This is a genomic window from Pantoea sp. X-Soil-ISGK-285 (assembly GCF_059730815.1).
Genome location: NZ_AP035938.1, coordinates 1,536,342 through 1,552,827, shown reverse-complemented (window position 1 = coordinate 1,552,827; position 16,486 = coordinate 1,536,342). Strand labels below are relative to the sequence as shown.

At 54.1% G+C, this 16,486-nt stretch carries 21 protein-coding genes and 1 tRNA gene; 7 read left to right on the top strand and 15 right to left on the bottom strand.

The features are described 5' to 3' along the window. Positions 1–4 precede the first annotated feature (4 nt). The 9 genes from AC6I8B_RS07395 to AC6I8B_RS07355 form a co-directional block, all read right to left on the bottom strand. Entirely contained in the window at positions 5–259 is a 255-nt protein-coding gene (locus AC6I8B_RS07395; protein ID WP_010246453.1) for an acyl carrier protein, read from the bottom strand. A 16-nt stretch (positions 260–275) separates the two neighbouring features. Then, positions 276–533, bottom strand: coding sequence for a phosphopantetheine-binding protein (locus AC6I8B_RS07390; protein ID WP_010669816.1), 258 nt, complete (start codon positions 531–533; stop codon positions 276–278). Positions 534–546: 13 nt separating this feature from the next. Continuing rightward, positions 547–1,347: a lysophospholipid acyltransferase family protein gene (locus AC6I8B_RS07385; protein ID WP_022625895.1), complete on the bottom strand. Its 801-nt coding sequence runs from the start codon at positions 1,345–1,347 to the stop codon at positions 547–549. Next, positions 1,340–2,071: a beta-ketoacyl synthase chain length factor gene (locus tag AC6I8B_RS07380; protein WP_157351831.1), complete on the bottom strand. Its 732-nt coding sequence runs from the start codon at positions 2,069–2,071 to the stop codon at positions 1,340–1,342. Before AC6I8B_RS07380 ends, AC6I8B_RS07385 begins: the two co-directional genes overlap by 8 nt. Before the next feature lie 230 nt (positions 2,072–2,301). Next, positions 2,302–2,688: a hypothetical protein gene (locus AC6I8B_RS07375; RefSeq protein ID WP_010669813.1), complete on the bottom strand. Its 387-nt coding sequence runs from the start codon at positions 2,686–2,688 to the stop codon at positions 2,302–2,304. Between the two features lie 266 nt (positions 2,689–2,954). Next, complete coding sequence (locus AC6I8B_RS07370; protein ID WP_416046253.1) at positions 2,955–4,340, bottom strand: efflux transporter outer membrane subunit; 1,386 nt, start codon at positions 4,338–4,340, stop codon at positions 2,955–2,957. Next, the gene (locus AC6I8B_RS07365) at positions 4,337–5,431 is read right to left on the bottom strand and encodes an HlyD family secretion protein (protein ID WP_061704096.1); all 1,095 of its coding nucleotides are present in this window, start codon (positions 5,429–5,431) and stop codon (positions 4,337–4,339) included. The genes AC6I8B_RS07370 and AC6I8B_RS07365 overlap by 4 nt, the downstream gene beginning before the upstream one ends. Beyond that, positions 5,428–7,113 (bottom strand): MFS transporter, encoded by a 1,686-nt coding sequence (locus AC6I8B_RS07360; protein WP_029518976.1) that lies wholly within the window; start codon positions 7,111–7,113, stop codon positions 5,428–5,430. The genes AC6I8B_RS07365 and AC6I8B_RS07360 overlap by 4 nt, the downstream gene beginning before the upstream one ends. A 2-nt stretch (positions 7,114–7,115) precedes the next feature. Beyond that, on the bottom strand, positions 7,116–7,547 hold the full coding sequence (locus AC6I8B_RS07355) for a MarR family winged helix-turn-helix transcriptional regulator (protein WP_010669811.1): 432 nt from the start codon (positions 7,545–7,547) through the stop codon (positions 7,116–7,118). 145 nt (positions 7,548–7,692) lie between these two features. Here AC6I8B_RS07355 and AC6I8B_RS07350 point away from each other — a divergent pair, with 145 nt between their 5' ends. From AC6I8B_RS07350 to AC6I8B_RS07335, 4 genes are all read left to right on the top strand, one after another. After that, entirely contained in the window at positions 7,693–8,541 is an 849-nt protein-coding gene (locus tag AC6I8B_RS07350; RefSeq protein WP_033779445.1) for an AraC family transcriptional regulator, read from the top strand. Between the two features lie 41 nt (positions 8,542–8,582). Further along, entirely contained in the window at positions 8,583–8,990 is a 408-nt protein-coding gene (locus AC6I8B_RS07345) for a DUF2000 domain-containing protein (RefSeq protein WP_154209757.1), read from the top strand. A 390-nt stretch (positions 8,991–9,380) separates the two neighbouring features. Further along, positions 9,381–9,641: a biofilm/acid-resistance regulator YmgB/AriR gene (locus AC6I8B_RS07340; protein WP_010246474.1), complete on the top strand. Its 261-nt coding sequence runs from the start codon at positions 9,381–9,383 to the stop codon at positions 9,639–9,641. A gap of 139 nt (positions 9,642–9,780) precedes the next feature. After that, the gene (locus AC6I8B_RS07335; protein WP_022625901.1) at positions 9,781–11,286 is read left to right on the top strand and encodes a SulP family inorganic anion transporter; all 1,506 of its coding nucleotides are present in this window, start codon (positions 9,781–9,783) and stop codon (positions 11,284–11,286) included. Positions 11,287–11,320: 34 nt separating this feature from the next. Here the strand turns inward: AC6I8B_RS07335 and AC6I8B_RS07330 are convergent, their stop codons facing one another. Continuing rightward, a complete protein-coding gene (locus AC6I8B_RS07330) occupies positions 11,321–11,521 on the bottom strand; it encodes a DUF6404 family protein (RefSeq protein WP_010246478.1) in 201 nt (66 codons plus the stop codon). A gap of 193 nt (positions 11,522–11,714) precedes the next feature. On the opposite strand from AC6I8B_RS07330, the gene AC6I8B_RS07325 reads away from it, so the two are divergent. Further along, on the top strand, positions 11,715–11,882 hold the full coding sequence (locus tag AC6I8B_RS07325; protein WP_010246480.1) for a hypothetical protein: 168 nt from the start codon (positions 11,715–11,717) through the stop codon (positions 11,880–11,882). A 31-nt stretch (positions 11,883–11,913) separates the two neighbouring features. On the opposite strand, the gene AC6I8B_RS07320 is transcribed toward AC6I8B_RS07325, so the two are convergent. Together AC6I8B_RS07320 and AC6I8B_RS07315 are read right to left on the bottom strand one after the other, a co-directional pair. Further along, entirely contained in the window at positions 11,914–12,765 is an 852-nt protein-coding gene (locus AC6I8B_RS07320; RefSeq protein WP_157352849.1) for a substrate-binding domain-containing protein, read from the bottom strand. Between the two features lie 179 nt (positions 12,766–12,944). Beyond that, positions 12,945–13,017 (bottom strand) — tRNA-OTHER (locus AC6I8B_RS07315). A 235-nt stretch (positions 13,018–13,252) separates the two neighbouring features. On the opposite strand from AC6I8B_RS07315, the gene AC6I8B_RS07310 reads away from it, so the two are divergent. Further along, positions 13,253–13,489: a hypothetical protein gene (locus AC6I8B_RS07310; protein ID WP_223565690.1), complete on the top strand. Its 237-nt coding sequence runs from the start codon at positions 13,253–13,255 to the stop codon at positions 13,487–13,489. A gap of 313 nt (positions 13,490–13,802) precedes the next feature. Here the strand turns inward: AC6I8B_RS07310 and AC6I8B_RS07305 are convergent, their stop codons facing one another. The 3 genes from AC6I8B_RS07305 to AC6I8B_RS07295 form a co-directional block, all read right to left on the bottom strand. Continuing rightward, positions 13,803–14,126, bottom strand: coding sequence for a S24/S26 family peptidase (locus tag AC6I8B_RS07305; protein ID WP_497817686.1), 324 nt, complete (start codon positions 14,124–14,126; stop codon positions 13,803–13,805). A 2-nt stretch (positions 14,127–14,128) separates the two neighbouring features. Continuing rightward, positions 14,129–14,368: a hypothetical protein gene (locus AC6I8B_RS07300; protein ID WP_497817685.1), complete on the bottom strand. Its 240-nt coding sequence runs from the start codon at positions 14,366–14,368 to the stop codon at positions 14,129–14,131. Positions 14,369–14,550: 182 nt separating this feature from the next. Beyond that, positions 14,551–14,715 (bottom strand): con-10 family general stress protein, encoded by a 165-nt coding sequence (locus AC6I8B_RS07295; protein ID WP_497817684.1) that lies wholly within the window; start codon positions 14,713–14,715, stop codon positions 14,551–14,553. 629 nt (positions 14,716–15,344) lie between these two features. On the opposite strand from AC6I8B_RS07295, the gene AC6I8B_RS07290 reads away from it, so the two are divergent. Then, positions 15,345–16,469, top strand: coding sequence for an acyltransferase family protein (locus AC6I8B_RS07290; protein WP_497817683.1), 1,125 nt, complete (start codon positions 15,345–15,347; stop codon positions 16,467–16,469). The last annotated feature ends 17 nt before the right edge of the window (positions 16,470–16,486 follow it).

Here is a 16,486-nt window from a genome sequence, read left to right as displayed (position 1 = left end):
GGGATCAGGCGTCTTCGCGCATCAGTTGTTCCACGGCATCCACCACATCCTGCACGGTGCGCACTGCGCGGAAGGTTTCCGGTTTAATTTTACGGCCGGTACGTTTTTGCAGATGAACCACCATATCGACGGCATCAATGCTGTCGAGTTCGAGATCTTCATACAGACGTGCCTCGGGATGGATATCCTCAGGCGCAATTTCAAACAGGCTGGTCAGCAGCGAAGCCACTTCCTGATAGATCTGTTCTTTGTTCATCATAAGGTTGTCTCCGCTTTCAGCCGCGCTGTTGGTTGACGAACGCAGCCAGCGTCGCAACAGAGAAAAAGTGCGCGCGCAGGGTTTCACTCTCAGCGGACAGCGCCACGCCGTAGCGATTTTTCACTGCCAGGCCAAGTTCCAGTGCATCAATAGAGTCCAGCCCCAGTCCGTCGCCAAACAGTGCAGCGTCGGTCTCTATATCATCGGGACTGAGATCTTCAAGGTTCAGCGTGTCGATAATCATCTGTTTGATATCGTTAATTAATGAATCCATACCGGTTTTCGTCTTACCTGTTCTGGGGGACCAGCGCCTGCTGTAAATGGCGGGTCAGGCGACGCGCGGCCAGCGGCTGCGCGTCGGGATTGCTTTCACAAAACGACTGACTGTCGATTCGCGTTTGTACACGCACGGTAAACAGTGGTTTAACCGGCGGAATCTGATACCAGCGGCTCTGTTTATCGAGCATACGCTGGCTACAGGTGATGTGAACCACACGCAGATCGCATCCGGCGCGCACCGCAATATTGGCTGCCCCGCGCTGCAGAGTCAGTGGATGACCGTAGCGGGTGCGGGTGCCTTCCGGAAAGATCAGGATATTGTCGCCGCGCGCCAGTCGCTGCTGGCTGTCCGGCAACAGCGTCTCCGCTTCACTGTTGATCAGATAGTCCGCGGCGCGGATCACCCCACGCATAAAGGGGTTCTTTTGCAGATCGGCTTTAACCAGACAATCCATCTCTGGCAGTACCGAAGCGATCATCACGTAGTCGATCAGTGATGGATGATTAGCGACAATCAGGCATCCGCGATCCTGTTGCAGCAGCTCTGCGCCTTCAATCCGGTAGTCATAGACCCCGGTCATCCGGCAGAATCGCAGAAAGCAACGGAAGCTAAAGGCGATAGCGCGTCGGGCCAGCAGGCGGCGGCGCAGCGAATCGCGCTGTACCAGCAGCAGCAGGTTGAAGCCAATCAGCGACAGCAGCAGTCCGCCTATGCCAAACAGCGTAAAACTCACCGCCGTCATCACCAGCCGCCAGCAATAGTTCATGCGGCTGCCGGTGTAGTGCGCCGGTTGTGAACAATCAGCCATGATGAATCTCCCAGTGCCATGTCAGGCGTTCGCCCGGCAGGCTGAAGGTGGGCGATTCCGCCAGCCACTGCTGCAGAAAGCGCAGGCTTTGCGGTAACCCTGTTTCTGCCCTCTCATCTCTGCCAGCACGGCCAGTGCAGTACAGCTGGTCGCCCGGGCGCAGCAGCAGCGCCACCGCATAGGGAAAGTTCACACGCTGTTCCGGCAGCCACGGCAGATAGTAGTCAGGCACGATGCCGTCGAAATCGACCAGCAGTACCTGCTGATAACCCGCCTGATGCAGCGCGCTGACTTCGATCAATCCCTGCTGAAACGAGTCGACTCCGGCGGCGATTGAGGTGGAGACCAGTGGTGCTTTGGCTGCAATAGTCAGGCTGCCGACCGCCGAATTGTGAACCGACATGGCAAAATCCGTGGGTGACATAGACTGCTGATCGGCCAGGGTTGTGAGGATACGCAGATTACGTTCCAGTTCACCGTGACGACTGGTGAACACGATAGCGTCAACCTGCTGACGTGCAAGCAGCGCCAGCCCACACTCTACCGCCGCACGACTGCCGCCGCTCAGACGACGTGCTGTCATCATCGGTAAAAATTGCGGCTTTGCCATCGCCTCTTTAGGGTCTATGACGATGCCCTGTTGTGCCCAGTGCTGCCAGCCCTCGCCCCCGTGTAATCCCGGAGCCAGAGCCTGCCAGTCGACCAGTGAGTAAGCGAGTCTCATCTCAACACTCTTTTTGTCATATGTGTGGCGTCGGCGTTTATCGGGGCATCACCCCGGCCCTCTGCAAAAAAAGTGCGTCCGGGAAACCCTCTGCCGATTCCGCATCAGGCCTTCACGGTAGAGGGTTACTCAGTGGTTCAGCAATAGCAGCTCATCTGATTTGTCGGCCGGCTGCCGGAGATCTTTATGCTTTGATCGGCTGTCGACACATCATTGCGACAGCGCACGCATTACTGAGCGGCAAGAGCAGAGAGTCGTAACTGAATATCCTGATCGAGATTGGCAATCCAGCGGTTGTAGTTATTGTGGATCTCGCCCTGCTCCGCTTTCAGGTTCTCACTGCTGACATAATCGATGCGGTAGTTCTGGCTGGTATACGTGATGCGAATAGTCGCCACGAAATCACGCTGAGCCAGACGACCATTGATCACGCCAGGCGAAACGGGAGTCATCACCCATTTCCGGCCAATACCCGCTTCAATGATCGCCAGTTTCATCTGGTTGTCGCTGTAACGCTGAGTGAGCGTTTGATTCACGTTATGAATCGGTGCAGTGCGCGCGCAGCCGGTTAATAACGCAGCGACCACGGCCAGCGTGCAAATAGTTTTTTTATTCATGATGAATCCCTTCTTTTATTTTTATATCAGTAAGTTAAACGGATAATCCGTCTCGCGCAGGCTAAGCTTTCAGTGCGCTTTTCCGTCTGGCTGGCTTAAAACCCGCGCATGATACCACCGAATGTAAAGACAGGTAAGCAGAAGTATGCATGGGTTTTAGGGGGTTATTTGGGGGATTAAAGCGGGGAATATACGCAGTCGTCGCGACAGCGCAGAGGCCGATCCCTGCCGCAGAAACTCTGGCTGCGGCTGGATCGGTCTGGGGATTACTGTGTGGAGGCGGGTGTCCAGCCACCGCCCAGCGCGCGGTAGAGATCGATCTGCGCCAGCAGCAGGTTATTTTTGACAGTCACCCGATTCAGCTGCGTTGAAAACAGGGTTCTCTGCGCATCCAGTTCATCCAGATAGGAGGCGTAGCCGTTCTGATAGCGATTGCGGGCAATGCGCAGCGCCTCCGTTACATAGGCTTCCTGCTTTTGCAGCTCCTGAAGTTGTGCCTCACGCTGCCTGATGGCGTCTATTGCATCGTTAACTTCCGAGAAGGCGTTGCGCACCACTTTTTCATAGCCATAAAGTGCCTGATTTCGCGTCGCCATTGAGACATCCACCTGCGCCGTCAGTGCTTCACGGTTCAGCAGCGGTGCCAGGATGCTGCCGCCCACGCTCCACAGCCGGAACGGATCATCCGCAAGCTGGTGCAGCACCGAACTCTGCAGGGTGCCAGTCGCAGTGAGGTTAAGCCCAGGCAGCAGCTTAGCGCGCGACGATGCCAGGCTGGCATCTGCGGCCAGTAACTGACGCTGAGCCTGCACAATATCCGGACGGCGATTGAGTAGCTCTGATGGCAGCAGTGACGGCATCCGCTGCGGTGAAATCTGGTCAAACTGCTGACGACGGGCGATGCTGCGCGGGTTCATACCCACCAGAAGGCTCAGCGCATTCTCCTGCTGGGTGATCTGGTGCTGCAACTGGGGCATCTGCGCTTTGGCCGACTGATATTCCGAGGCGGCCTGCATCCACTCCAGCCTGGAGGTGTAGCCGGTTTCAAACTGACGCTGTGCCAGCTTCAGCGAATTGTTGCGGGTCGCCAGCGTTGCCTCCGTGACCCGCAACTGCTCATCCAGCGCGCACAGGTTGAGATAACCTGACGCCACCGAACTGGCGATGGTCAGCTCGGCGGCAGACGCAGCGGCCTGCTGCGCCGCTAGACTCGCCTGCGATGCGGTGATGCTGCTGCTGCGTGCTCCCCAGAGATCGACCTCGTAGTTCGCCTGTAATAAGCCCTGAAAAATATCGGTTTCATAGGGCTGGCCCGTCACTGACGAGAGCGTACGCTCACGGGTCGCGGCCATACCGGCGCTCAGGGTCGGAAAGTTATCGCCCTGCGTGGCGCGCAGCTGGGCGCGATACTGGTCAACCCGGGATCGCGCCGTGAGGATATCAGGGTTATTGCGCAGCGCCTGCGTCACCAGCCGGTTGAGATTTTCATCATGAAAAGCGCGCCACCACTCCGCCTCCGGTGCAGCAGATGGCCCGACACTATTGCGCCAGGCGTCAGGGATCGGCAGAGAGGCCGGTGCCTTTTCAACCTGCGTGGCACAGCCGGTCAGAAGGAGTGTCAGTGCGCTTACTATTAAGCTGCGCCGCATCATGGCGCACCCTCACCAGCGGGTTGTGCGGCGGTGTCGATGTTGACTTCGACCGACATACCCGGGCGTAACTGATGCATATCCTGTTCATTGATGCGGATGCGAACCGGAATGCGCTGCGCAATTTTAACGAAGTTACCGGTGGCGTTGTCGGGCGAAATTGCGCTGAACTCTGAGCCTGCGGCCGGAGAGATAAATTCAACCTGACCCGTAAAGCGTTTGCCATCCAGCGCATCGACCCGAATCGTCACCGGCAGGCCAGGACGAATATTTGCCAGCTGGGTCTCTTTCAGATTCGCGATAATCCATTTGTGATTAGGCACCACCGAGGTCAGGCGCGTACCTGCCGTGACATAGGCGCCGGTGCGCACCGCCAGCTGGCCGAGCTGGCCATCATCGGGCGCGGTAATCCGGGTATTCGCCAGATCGATCTCCGCCAGCTCCAGCGCGGCGCGGGCGCTGTCGACATCGCCTTTCAGCGCGTCACGGTTAACGATGACGGTTTGCAGATTCTGCTGGGCGACGGCGATCTGCGCCGCAGCCTGACGAACCTGTGCCTGCGCCTGGGCGTCTGCGGCCCGGGCGGCGTCGCGCTCACGCACTGACAGGGATCCATCCGCCGTGAGATTTTCGACACGCTTCAGATCGAAGCCGCTTTTCAGCGCCTGTGCTTTGGCATTCTCCAGTGCCGCTTTATTGCTCTGGATGGTCGCTTCTGCGCTGCGACGCTGCTGCAGGTTATTGTTCAGCGCCGCCTGCTTCATCGCCAGCTGCGCCTGCGCCTGATGCACCCGCTGGCGATAGATACGGTCGTCAATCGTCATCAGCAACTGCCCTTTTTTCACCGGCTGCAGATCGATCACCTCGACTGAGGTGAGATAGCCATTAACCTGCGGGCTGATAAAGGTCACCTGACCGCGCACATAGGCATTCTCAGTGCTTTGTATTGCGCTGGTGAAGGGCCAGAGTTGCCAGGCGTAAAGAATAACCAGTACACCAATCACCACAATGCCGCTACCTGCGGCGATAGAAAGAATACGGCGGCGATTCGCGCGTTCGCGTTCCGCCGCCTGAAGCTCATCCTGCTGACTCATTGTTTCTCCGTTGATTCCTGTAATGCGGCCAGCTGTTGCTGCTCACGCAGGTTAAATTGCGCCTGACGCCAGTCAAGATAACGACGACGGGTCAAACGCCAGATCACCCACATCAGGGTGACCAGTGCCAGCGCAGCGGTTAACAGGTAGGTGTCGTTATAAGCGAGCACGTTGGCCTGCAGCGTGGCGATTACCTGTAACTGGCTGGTGCTCTGCGCGCCGCGCAGAACGTCGTCACCCACCAGCGAATTAAACAGCGCATTATACTGGCTGAGCCGTTCGGTGACGTTGGGATCGAGCAGTGAGAGCTGATCGCCCAGCAGGCTGGAGTGATATTTTTCCCGCCAGACCTGAAACGTGCCAAGAATAGCGGAACCGATCAGCCCGCCGAGGTTCTGACTCATGCCAAACAGCACCACAAAGCTCACCAGATTTTTCGGCTGAGTCACCACGCTGCCAATACCCATCAGCATCGCGGGCGCCATGAAAAAGGCGCTGCTGAAGCCCAGCAGAAACTGGCTGAAATACATATTACTGGCGCGGGTCAGCGGACTGGATTGCGCATCCATCAGCGAGGCGATAATCATCACCACCAGCGAGGTGACAATCGGCCAGTTGAGATGATTGGGCTTGATAGTCAGCGCACTGGCGGCAATGCCCGCAATAACCCCGGCCATGATCGCCAGCGCCAGACCACGCATTTGATCGTTCTGCAAGCCAATCTGCTGCAGAAAGCCGATTGCACCGGTGTTCTGTTCCGCCAGTACGATACGGATCATGATCATCACAATGCCCAGCCGCACCATCATGCCGCTGCTGAGCCAGCGGGTATTGATCAGCGGGTTGCGCCGGTTATGCTCAATGACAATCGCAGCGACAATCAGCGTCAGGGCGATCGCGGTACAGATACCGAGCCAGGGCGTGGTAAACCACCACTCAATACGGCCCAGCGTCAGTACGCCGCACAGCAGCGCCATACCGGGTGCCAGCAGGATAAAGGTGACGAAATCCATCTTTTCAAAGGTTTTGATGCGATCGCCCGGTGGCAGTTTCACCAGCAGTACCCCGCCCAGCGCAATCAACGCCAGACCGAGTTCAAACAGATAGAGACCGCGCCACTCGTTGAGCTGCAGTAATTCCGAAGAGAATAAGCGGGCCAGCGGGATAGCCAGTTGCGATACCGTCAGGCCAATCACCAGCGCTTTCAGGCGATGTTTCGCAGGCCAGGCCTGTACCTGATAGTAGATGCCCAGAGAGCTGAGCGCCGCCGCCACCATACCGTGAGCGGTGCGCACAATGATTGCCGAACTGAGATCGTTGGCGAAGAGATGGAAAAACGCCACCAGTACATACAGCACCAGAAACGCCTCGGTAAAGACACGCAGGCCAAACTGCTGGCGGAATTTCACCAGCAGCAGGTTAATAGAGATGTTGCCCATCACGTAGACCGCAGGCAGCCAGGCAATCTCATTCGACCAGGCACCAAAAGTCCCCTGCAGGTTGACCAGATTCGCCGTGACCAGCGCGTTACTCAGCGCACCGGTCAGCGAGATAAGTAAACCGATCAGGCCAAACGCCAGGCGTTTTGGCATCGGATGCAGCGGCGTCGAGGGCGATCCCGGCAGCATCGGTTTTTCGTGCGGCAACCACTCGCGTGCAGCGTAGGGATTTCGCTTTGCCACTGCTACATACTTCCCATGCGGCTCAGAAGTTGTTGCAATACGCGCTCGGTCACGGCCAGATCCTGAGGGTCAATATCGGCCAGCATTTCAGTACGGAGTGCGTCAGCCTCGGTTTTCACTTTGGCGAACGCTTCGTTACCCTTATCAGTCAGCACCAGGTGACGCTTACGTCTATCTTCTGGCGGCTGTACCCGCATCAGCAGTGACTGTTTCACCAGCCTATCCACCAGCGGTACCATGCTGGCATCTTCCAGCCCCAGCAGCTGTGCCAGCTCGGTCTGGGTCATGCGTTGCGGCTCACTGGCAATCAGCCCGATGGCCATCCAGCTGCTCATGCTTAAGCCGCTATCTTTAAGGTGACGATCCACCGCCAGGCGCCAGGCATGTGCGGTCAGATGCAATAAGTGGGTAAAGGTACGCGTGTGCTGAGACAAATGTTAGCAGCCTAATAGTAAGAGTTCTAATTGAGTGGTGACGTTATTATACGCAAAGCGAAACGCCAATGAAAAGCGTCCGGTCTGTTAAAAATTAGTGGATCGCGGCAGAATGTCCAGAGGCCGCAACCGGGAGCCGGATAACATGAAACAGGCATCAGCAAACTGGGTCGATCTGCGCCGTGACGCCGTCAGCGGTATTGAGGCACTACGCGCCCATTTTACCGGACACGCCTATGATCCTCACTGGCACGACAGTTATCTGATTGGCGTGACCGAGCAAGGTGTACAGCAGTTTCATTCGCGGCGCAAACAGCATCAGAGCCGACCAGGCACGGTCTTTATGCTGGAGCCGGAGGAGCTGCATGATGGTGATGCCATCAACGAAAGCGGTTTTACCTACCGGATGCTCTATCTTTCGCCGCAGCAGATTGCGCAGCACCTGGCTCCGATGCTGGCTGATAAACCCTCACTGCGTGAGCTACGTTTTGCCGCCACGCTGCGCGACGAGCGTCCACTGGCTTATGCCGTCTGGCATGCGTTTGATGCCTTGTGGCACAACCATCCCGACATCATCAAAGAGGCGGCGCTGGACCGGATGTTTGGGCAGCTCATCCCGCACCGGCAGTGGTCACTGCCCGCTCAGCCCCCGGATAAAGATGCCCGGCTGGCACTGCAGTCGCGTGACTGGCTGATTGCCCATCATGCGGATAATCCCGGTCTGGAGCAGATGGCGCAGCATCTGCAGGTGGATCGCTTCCGGTTATCGCGTCTGTTCCAGGCTCACTGGGGTTTGCCGCCCCACGCCTGGCTGGTGCAGTGGCGGCTGAGCCAGGCGCGTCGTCAGCTGGCGCAAGGCCAGCCCGTCGCCGATGTGGCAGCCGCGCTGGGTTTCGCCGATCAGAGTCACCTGGGCCGCTGGTTCAAACGCGCCTGCCAGCTTACCCCTTCCCGTTATCAGCACGCCTGCACAAATCTTCCAGACCTGGGTTAAGCCACTTGCCACAATGCGTTTTTTTAGTCAGGAGAAGCGCAATGCAAGACCCACGCTGTGTAATGATACTCAATGCCGCTCTGCCGCCTGGCAAAGCCACCAATGCTGCCGCCGTGATGGCATTAACCCTGGGACAGCGACATCCGGCGCTGGTTGGCGACACCCTGGAGGATGCTGACAGGCGCCCTTCTCCCGGTTTGATCACTACCGGGATTCCGGTGCTGGCCGCGACTGATGAACAGCTCAGTGCATTGCGGGAACAGTGCGAACAGGCTGAATACGATCTGGTGCTGTTTCCGGAAGAGGGCCAGACCACTACCGATTATCAGGCGCTGAGCGCCGTCCTGCGACAGCAACCGCGTCAGCATTGGCGCCTGCTGGGCGTCGCCATCGTCGGCGATAAAAAAGCCCTGCGAAAGCTGACGGCAAAACTGGCGCTATTCAGCTAATCTTTTTGCGGGAAGCTGGTCATGGCTTCCTGTTTTTCCCCTCCCGCCCCTCGGCCCCGCCGTTTGTACAGGTTACTTGTACAGCTTTCGTTTCGGAATAGTCCTTATAAGCTGCTGATAAGTGTCAAATAGCACACTTTGTTAAAGAATCCGATTGTACAGATTGGGCTTCATTGTATAAGTTTACTGCCACGAGTTGTCATGCGACTCTGTAACGAATGATGCACTTGCGTCGCCTCTGAAGGTGTCAGTGGATTTCCACCCTCAGAGGTTATTTTTTCTGTTCAATTTGTGACACTGGTACCATCGCATCTGTCCATGCGGTGGTTTTTTTGATCGCTTTTGTCCTGACATCCGAACCGGAATCGGGCTGTTCTGAAGGGCTTACACATGCAATATATTCTTCCCCGGACCAATCAGGAAATTGCTGATTATTTTAATCCTGCCGCCAATAAACCCGCCAGCGAGATGGAGATGCTGGGTATCCTGGTTGCAGAAATTTTGCAGTCAGGCATGCCAGTGAACAATAAAGCGATTATCTCAAAGCTTATTCATCGGCTGGAGCTGGAAAGCGACAGGGAATTACTGGATATCTACCGACAGCTGCTTGAACTGGTGGTCCATAAAACCCCGGACGATTTTTCACTGTAGCATCGACTCCACGGAAGGAGTCATCTGCCTTTTTCTGGTATCTTCGCCAGTCGCCCGGTACTATCTGCCCCTCACTGTTTATCCTGATCTTCCCGCCCCTCGCGCGGGAGCAAAATAACTAAAGAGCCTGCAATCTTTTATGACTCAAACCAATGATATTGCCGCAACCGACGTTGTGGCGGGCGATATCAGTGTAGGGCGCGTTCTGCGTTCGCCTGCGCTGCTGACCCGCGAATGCCTGGCCGGGGTGATTACCGCGCTGGCGCTGATCCCTGAAGTGATCTCCTTTTCCGTTATTGCCGGTGTAGACCCTAAAGTCAGCCTCGTCGCCTCGGTGGTGCTCTGCCTGACCCTGTCGATACTGGGCGGACGTCCGGCGATGGTAACAGCGGCTGCGGGTTCAGTGGCGCTGGTTATCGGGCCGATGGTCCATCTGCATGGCGTTGAATATATTCTGCCCGCGGTGGTGATGGGCGGCGTCATTCAGATTCTGTTTGGTGTGGCCGGCCTGGCGCGCATGATGCGTTATATCCCCCGCTCGGTGATGCTGGGATTTGTGAATGCGCTCGGGGTGCTGATTTTCTTTGCTCAGGTGCCGCACGTCTGGGGACAATCATCACTGGTGTGGATCTTCTTTGCCGTCACACTGGCTATCGTGCTGTTGTTGCCGCGTCTGATAAAAAGTGTTCCTTCACCGCTGGTTGCCATTGTGGTAGTGACTGCCGTCGCGCTGCTAATGGGCTATCGCATGCCGAACGTGGGCGATGAAGGGCCGATGAGTCCCGGTCTGCCCGGTTTTAACAGCCTGCTGGTGCCACTTAACCTGCAGACCCTGCAGATTATCTGGCCCACGGCCCTGAGCATCGCCTTTGTCGGGCTGATGGAGTCACTGCTGACCGCCAAACTGGTCGATGACCTGACCGATACCCCCTCCAGTAAGCGTCGCGAATCCTGGGGCCTGGGCGTGGCGAATATTCTGGCGGGCTTTTATGGCGGTATTGCCGGGTGCGCGATGATAGGTCAGACCATCGTCAATGTTGAGCTGGGCCGGGCGCGCAGCCGGGTCTCCACCGTGGCCGCCGGTCTGGTGCTGCTGTTACTGGTGACCGGACTGAGCCGGATTATGGCGCAAATCCCGATGGTGGTACTGGCCGGGATCATGATGGTGGTGGCCGTGAAAACCGTTAACTGGCATAGCCTGCAACCCGCTACCCTGAAACGTATGCCGTGGTCAGAGACGCTGATTATGGTGCTGACGGTAGCGGTGACTGTCTGGACAGGTAATCTGGCTCTGGGCGTTCTGGCTGGAGTAATCCTGGCTATGCTGCTGTTTGCCCGCCGTATTGCGCACGTTATTCATGCGGAGCGTCAGCTGAGCGAAGATGGCGAGTCGGTGCGCTATGTGGTGCGCGGCCCGCTGTTTTTCGCCAGCAGCAACGATCTGTTTGAGCATTTCGATTATGCCCACGACCCTAAAAAGGTCACTATCGATTTAACGCACGCGCAAATCTGGGATGCGTCCAGCGTCGCGGCGCTGGATGGCATTGAGTATCGCTATCAGCGTTATGGTGCAGAGGTGACCATTGAGGGGCTGGACCCACGCAGCACGGACTTCCATCAGCGCCTGACCGGTAATTTCGGCTAAAAACGCCGTTCTGCTGCCTCTCCGGCAGCAGAACTCACTCAGCCTGTTGCCGCCGCGCGCGGTAGCGGCCAACCATGGTAATCAGCGCCTGGTAGATTAAACCGGCGTAGAGACTTGTCAGAATCGCCAGACCAGGCTCTTTGCCCTGCTGCTGCCATGACATAAACCACATGAATACGCCCCACAGTACAGAGAACACCAGCCACCCGCGGACGAACTTCATCATGCCATTCATAACGACTCCTCTTAAATGAAGCGCTACCTTAGCGCGCTCCGGCCTGAAACGCATTGCCAGCATGCGCGAGTTGCGAGGCGTCTCAAATAATCGTCGACAATTTGCCATGCGTGTTGATGATTTAGCCCTCTCCGGGCGATTTTGTTGCGATTCTCTATACTCAACGTTCCGCTTACCTGATCGGGGAATTACGATGAAACGTACTGCTTATCTGTTATCCACACTGGCTATCCTCGCCACGCTTACGGCCTGTGCACCGCCGCCACCGGGCAGAGATGCCCCGCCACCGCCTCCACCTGGCGGGCAGCAGCCGGTAGGCGCACCCGGCGGCAGCGGCCCGGCAGGACAACCGCAGGCCTGACATTATTCTGCCAGCCTGCGTTGCGGGCTGGTTAATGCCGGAAGGCGCAGCCGCAGGCTGACATCTCACCCGGCAGCACTTTGCCTGCGTGAGAGTGACGCCGCTGTAATTGCTCCTGCTCTTCAGCAATGCTGTTGCCTGCCTGCTGTCCCAGCCAGCGATCCAGCGCGCGACCAGCGATCTGCCGGATGTCAGGTGACCAGCTGGTGAGATGCCAGGTTGAGCTGCGGGCTTCTTCACTATCGCCAAAACCTGCCACTGCCAGATGGATACCCTGACCAAAATCCCGAATCGCCTGCATTGCACCAAAGGCCATCAGATCGCTTTTACAGAAGAGTGCCTGGATACGCTCAGCAGCACGTGTCTTTTTCAGGTAAGACATCATCGCCTGATAAGCGCAGTCACGATCATCACTACCCACAGTCAGTTCGGCGTTCAGCGCCATGCCCGCCGCCAGCAGAGAGGCGCGATAGCCCTGTTTTTGCGCCAGTTCGCCTGGCTGAGCCTGCATAAAGCCAAACCGCTGATGCCCTTGTTTAAGCAATAATTCCGCTGTCACCTCACCCGCCCGCAGTGCATCCGCCTGCAGTTCAGGCTCAGCGTCAATCTGAAGCACTGGCAAATTGCAGGCATCAGTAACGCGGTTACCGGGGAGTAACAGCAAACCACGCAGCCCGAGTGGTGTAGCCTGCCGGATGAGTGCGGTCAGTGTGACGTCGGTTTCGGCACTCAGTAGCACCGAGATAACACCGCGCGCGTTAAGCTGGCGCATCACTTCGTCCAGCATTTTTTGTTGATACGGATTGAGCAACTGGCTGGCGACAACACCGATAACCGGAGGGACCGCCGGTTCAGTTAAATCAGGTGTGGAAGGTGTAATCATTGGCATTAATTCTCTGCGACGGCAAACAATAGCCACCACAATACGGTAAACCACAACGTTTCAACAGGTTACAGAGTTCGACACAGGCCGCAAAAATGAGTGAAATCGGATGTAATTGGAATAGATCGGCAGAAACCCAAAAGGGATAAGGCTGGCGTTAACGTAGATGCAGGAGAGGGACCGGGCAGCAGGAGTTGAACCCGCATCGTCAACCCGTTAAGAGTTGCAGTAATACCTTTATACCATGCCCGAATGGCGTGCCTGGAAAAGCCGCGCTATGTGAACAAGAATCGTAGTACGACTTTCTGACCAGGCAAGCGCAAGCGGCAGGTATTTTTGCAACCGTCGTATGAAATCAAAAAAGAGGTGCTGCTGCCTGTAGGCATTGATTATTCAGCTAACCTTAAGTTTCAGGCAGCCTGTTCCGACCGGGACTTATGGCCAACATTTTGCAGAGGTCAAGACTATGCCGTCAGGACAATTTTACGTGGTTGATCAACCCGAACTGAATTTTACCGCCAATTATCATATTGATACGGTTAATGATAAACCCTACCCCTCGCGCATGGTACTGGAGATCCGGAAGCAGTCACAGCCAACCGACGCCTTTGATGATATCAGCATCGGCCATGAAGTGACCTTTGTCTCTTCCAGTGGTGAGGCGCAACGGATGGTGCTGGTGAGTGACACTGATGATGAGCTGGTATTCAGCTCCCGGGGCTGATGCCGGGTTATACCGCTAAACGGAGGTTGCAGTCGCCATATCCGCCAGATAGCAGGCACAAAAAAACCGCCCTTGGGCGGTTACGACATTACTGCATATTGCTTTTATTTTATTAGATTTTCTTCGGCAGAAATATGGTGCCCGGGGCGGGACTTGAACCCGCACAGCCTTACAGCCGAGGGATTTTAAATCAGGCGCTTTTAGAAGTTAAATCAATACAATATGCTAGGTTTTCATAATTTAGCCTCAAGGTCAGCCCTAATTTATTCAATAACTTAGATGCGAACATGAGGCCATATTATGAAGTTTTTACTTAAATTATTGGCCTGCAAGGCTCATAAACTGACACTACCTCGGCCGTCACTTTCCCCAGCACAATGATGCCTTCCATGCCCTCTCCGTCGATCGTCTCACCGTCTGAGGTGATAATCCCTGTACTGAACAATCTGCCCAGTTGTGGGAACTCACCCATCTGGAATGCAATCTTGTCTCCCGGGGCAGGCTTCAGAGATTTGTCTGCCAGCACGAACCCGTCAGACGTCTCAACCAGCAGCATGTTGTTGCGGTGAGGCATCAGGACATCGTTCAGGTCGATGCGCCGCTCTATATAATCGGACGCTGGTGATGGAAATCCCATAGTTACCTCACGTATCCCATGTTGCGTAACGACCAGGTCTTATTCTCGGTCTCCTCGGTAACCAGCTCGAAGAAGAAATTCTGGTAACGCCTAATCCACCGGTTGCACTCTGCCAGCGTCCACACGTGATTCAGGTCATCCAGCCGCTTCTGGAACGCCGCAGTGGTGACAATCTGCCGCCCCCGGCCGTCCTTCGTTATCGCTCCAGTGAATGCCGCGTGTATGTCACTCTCTCTCGCCATGATAAATTCCCCTCTGATAGATACTGTATGGATAAACAGTAATATCGATCGGTTGATTTGATCAAGGCGGACCAGTTATGAGATTTGTAAAGGAGGGGTAGTTGCTGAAAATTTAAGATAATGCAGAGTTATTCTTCAGATGCTGTGAAGCATAACCTCACAGCACCCTAACTTACAGACAATTACTTTCTGCGGCTTTTAATGCCACCTTTTCGACCTGCAGTAACTGCTCGCTCAGGATCATTCTTAAAGTTTCCTCCGCTTACAGTTCCACCTTTGCGCCCAGCTTCAGCCGCTCTCTCTGGATTGGCTGCGAAATTGCCTGCTCCGCCTCTGTGACTAGTCATGATAATCTCTAATAAGTTAAGGACTTTTCAAGTTTAGAATGCTTTTAAAAATCTTTCTCGCAGTACAAGATATTCCTTGCGATATAAGATGTTTCTCATCGCGTTATTGGTGGAACTAAATTAACTAACGAGCAGCCTTGTCTCACTCATCCGAGCGGTTAGTTATAGTTATTCCTAAAACTGGATTTTTACCGCTTACGCTTGTCTTTCAAACTTCATTTTCTAACCTGTTACTTGTTGTGAAACGGCTAAGCGCTCATGCCGCTGGCTGAGATGATGCTGTAAGGATGAGCGTCATCTGACTCACAACATTTAGAAGCCACATAAGAGTTTCATTATCTACACCGCGATTCATGCCTGCTACCAGCCTCTGGGGGCAGGTATTTTTTTGCGCTCCCTGCCACGCTCTATCTAAGATGCTCACCTACCCTACCCCTAGTCACCTTGTAACCTGCTGAGACTGGCGCGGTACATGTCTGCCCCGTCGCCGGGGCTTTTTTATGGTTTGGTGACCAAAAGATCAACGACCAATTGATTAATATATTTTATTAAATTATTATCCACTTAAACTTAATAGCCTCACACTCATGAGCCCTATTAAATATACTTAAACTAATAGTGAATAAGCGATGCTTGATAAAGAGATTAACAAAGACATTGAGGTTTTAAGGGCAATTGCGATTGTTACAGTGATGCTAGCTCACATTCCGTTAATACTTCTTCCAGATTCATTTTATTTTAAAATACTAAATATTAGTAAGTTTGGAAGTGGTGTTGATTTATTTTTCTGCGTATCAGGATTCATAGTAACGAGAAGTCTAATCAACAAAGACTTCCACAAAATGAATCGTTCTGATTTCTTGTTACAGTCAAAAATGTTTTATATTAAAAGAGCATTCAGGCTCTTGCCTGCCGCGTTTTTTTGGATAGCCATATCAATAGCTTTGACTATAGCGGTTAACAACTATCAAGCATTCCTGCCTTTACCAGAAATGTTAAAGTCGGCATTTTTCGCGATAACACAAACAAGTAATTTTTATTTTATTTCTTGCAGACCAGCAGGAAACTGCGGAAATCTTGGGGTTTATTGGAGCCTTTCTTTAGAAAATCAGTTTTATCTCTTGCTGCCAATTTTTCTGTTTATGTTCAAGAACAGAAACTTGTGCATTGTGATGGCAATAATTATTGTGGCTCAATTCTTTATCCCGAGGACATTGAATTCGAATACTCCTATGGGCTGGCCGCTTCGAACAGATGCTATTGCGTTAGGGGTAATCATTGCCGTGTTAAGCACAAAAGAAACCTACCAGAGGTTTAATCCTAAATTTATGTCCCACAAAGTACTGGCTTTGGCAGTGCTGCTTGCTCTGACCTTCTTGCTTTGCATTTTTACGGACCCCAATCCTATCGTTAGTTTTCAGGTGGGAGTGGTTGCACTGCTTTCAGGAGTGATGGTATTCATTGCAAGCTATAACCGGAGCTACTTTTTGTTCAGTGAAAAGTTTGAGAAAGTGTGTCTATATGTTGGGTCGAGATCTTACTCTATTTATCTCACTCACTTCATCGCCCTTTCGATAACGAAGTACGTTTTTATTTTGGATGATAGTGTCATTATCAAAGATCTTAGCTTTTTAAAATTCCCTTTCTTTATAATTCTAACTATCGCGATGTCTGAGTTTAGCTTTAGATTTGTAGAGAGCAAGTTTAGATATGCATGGAAGAAAATTCCAAAGGTGACGGCAAAAGCTCCTTGATGAAAGAAACTCCTGCC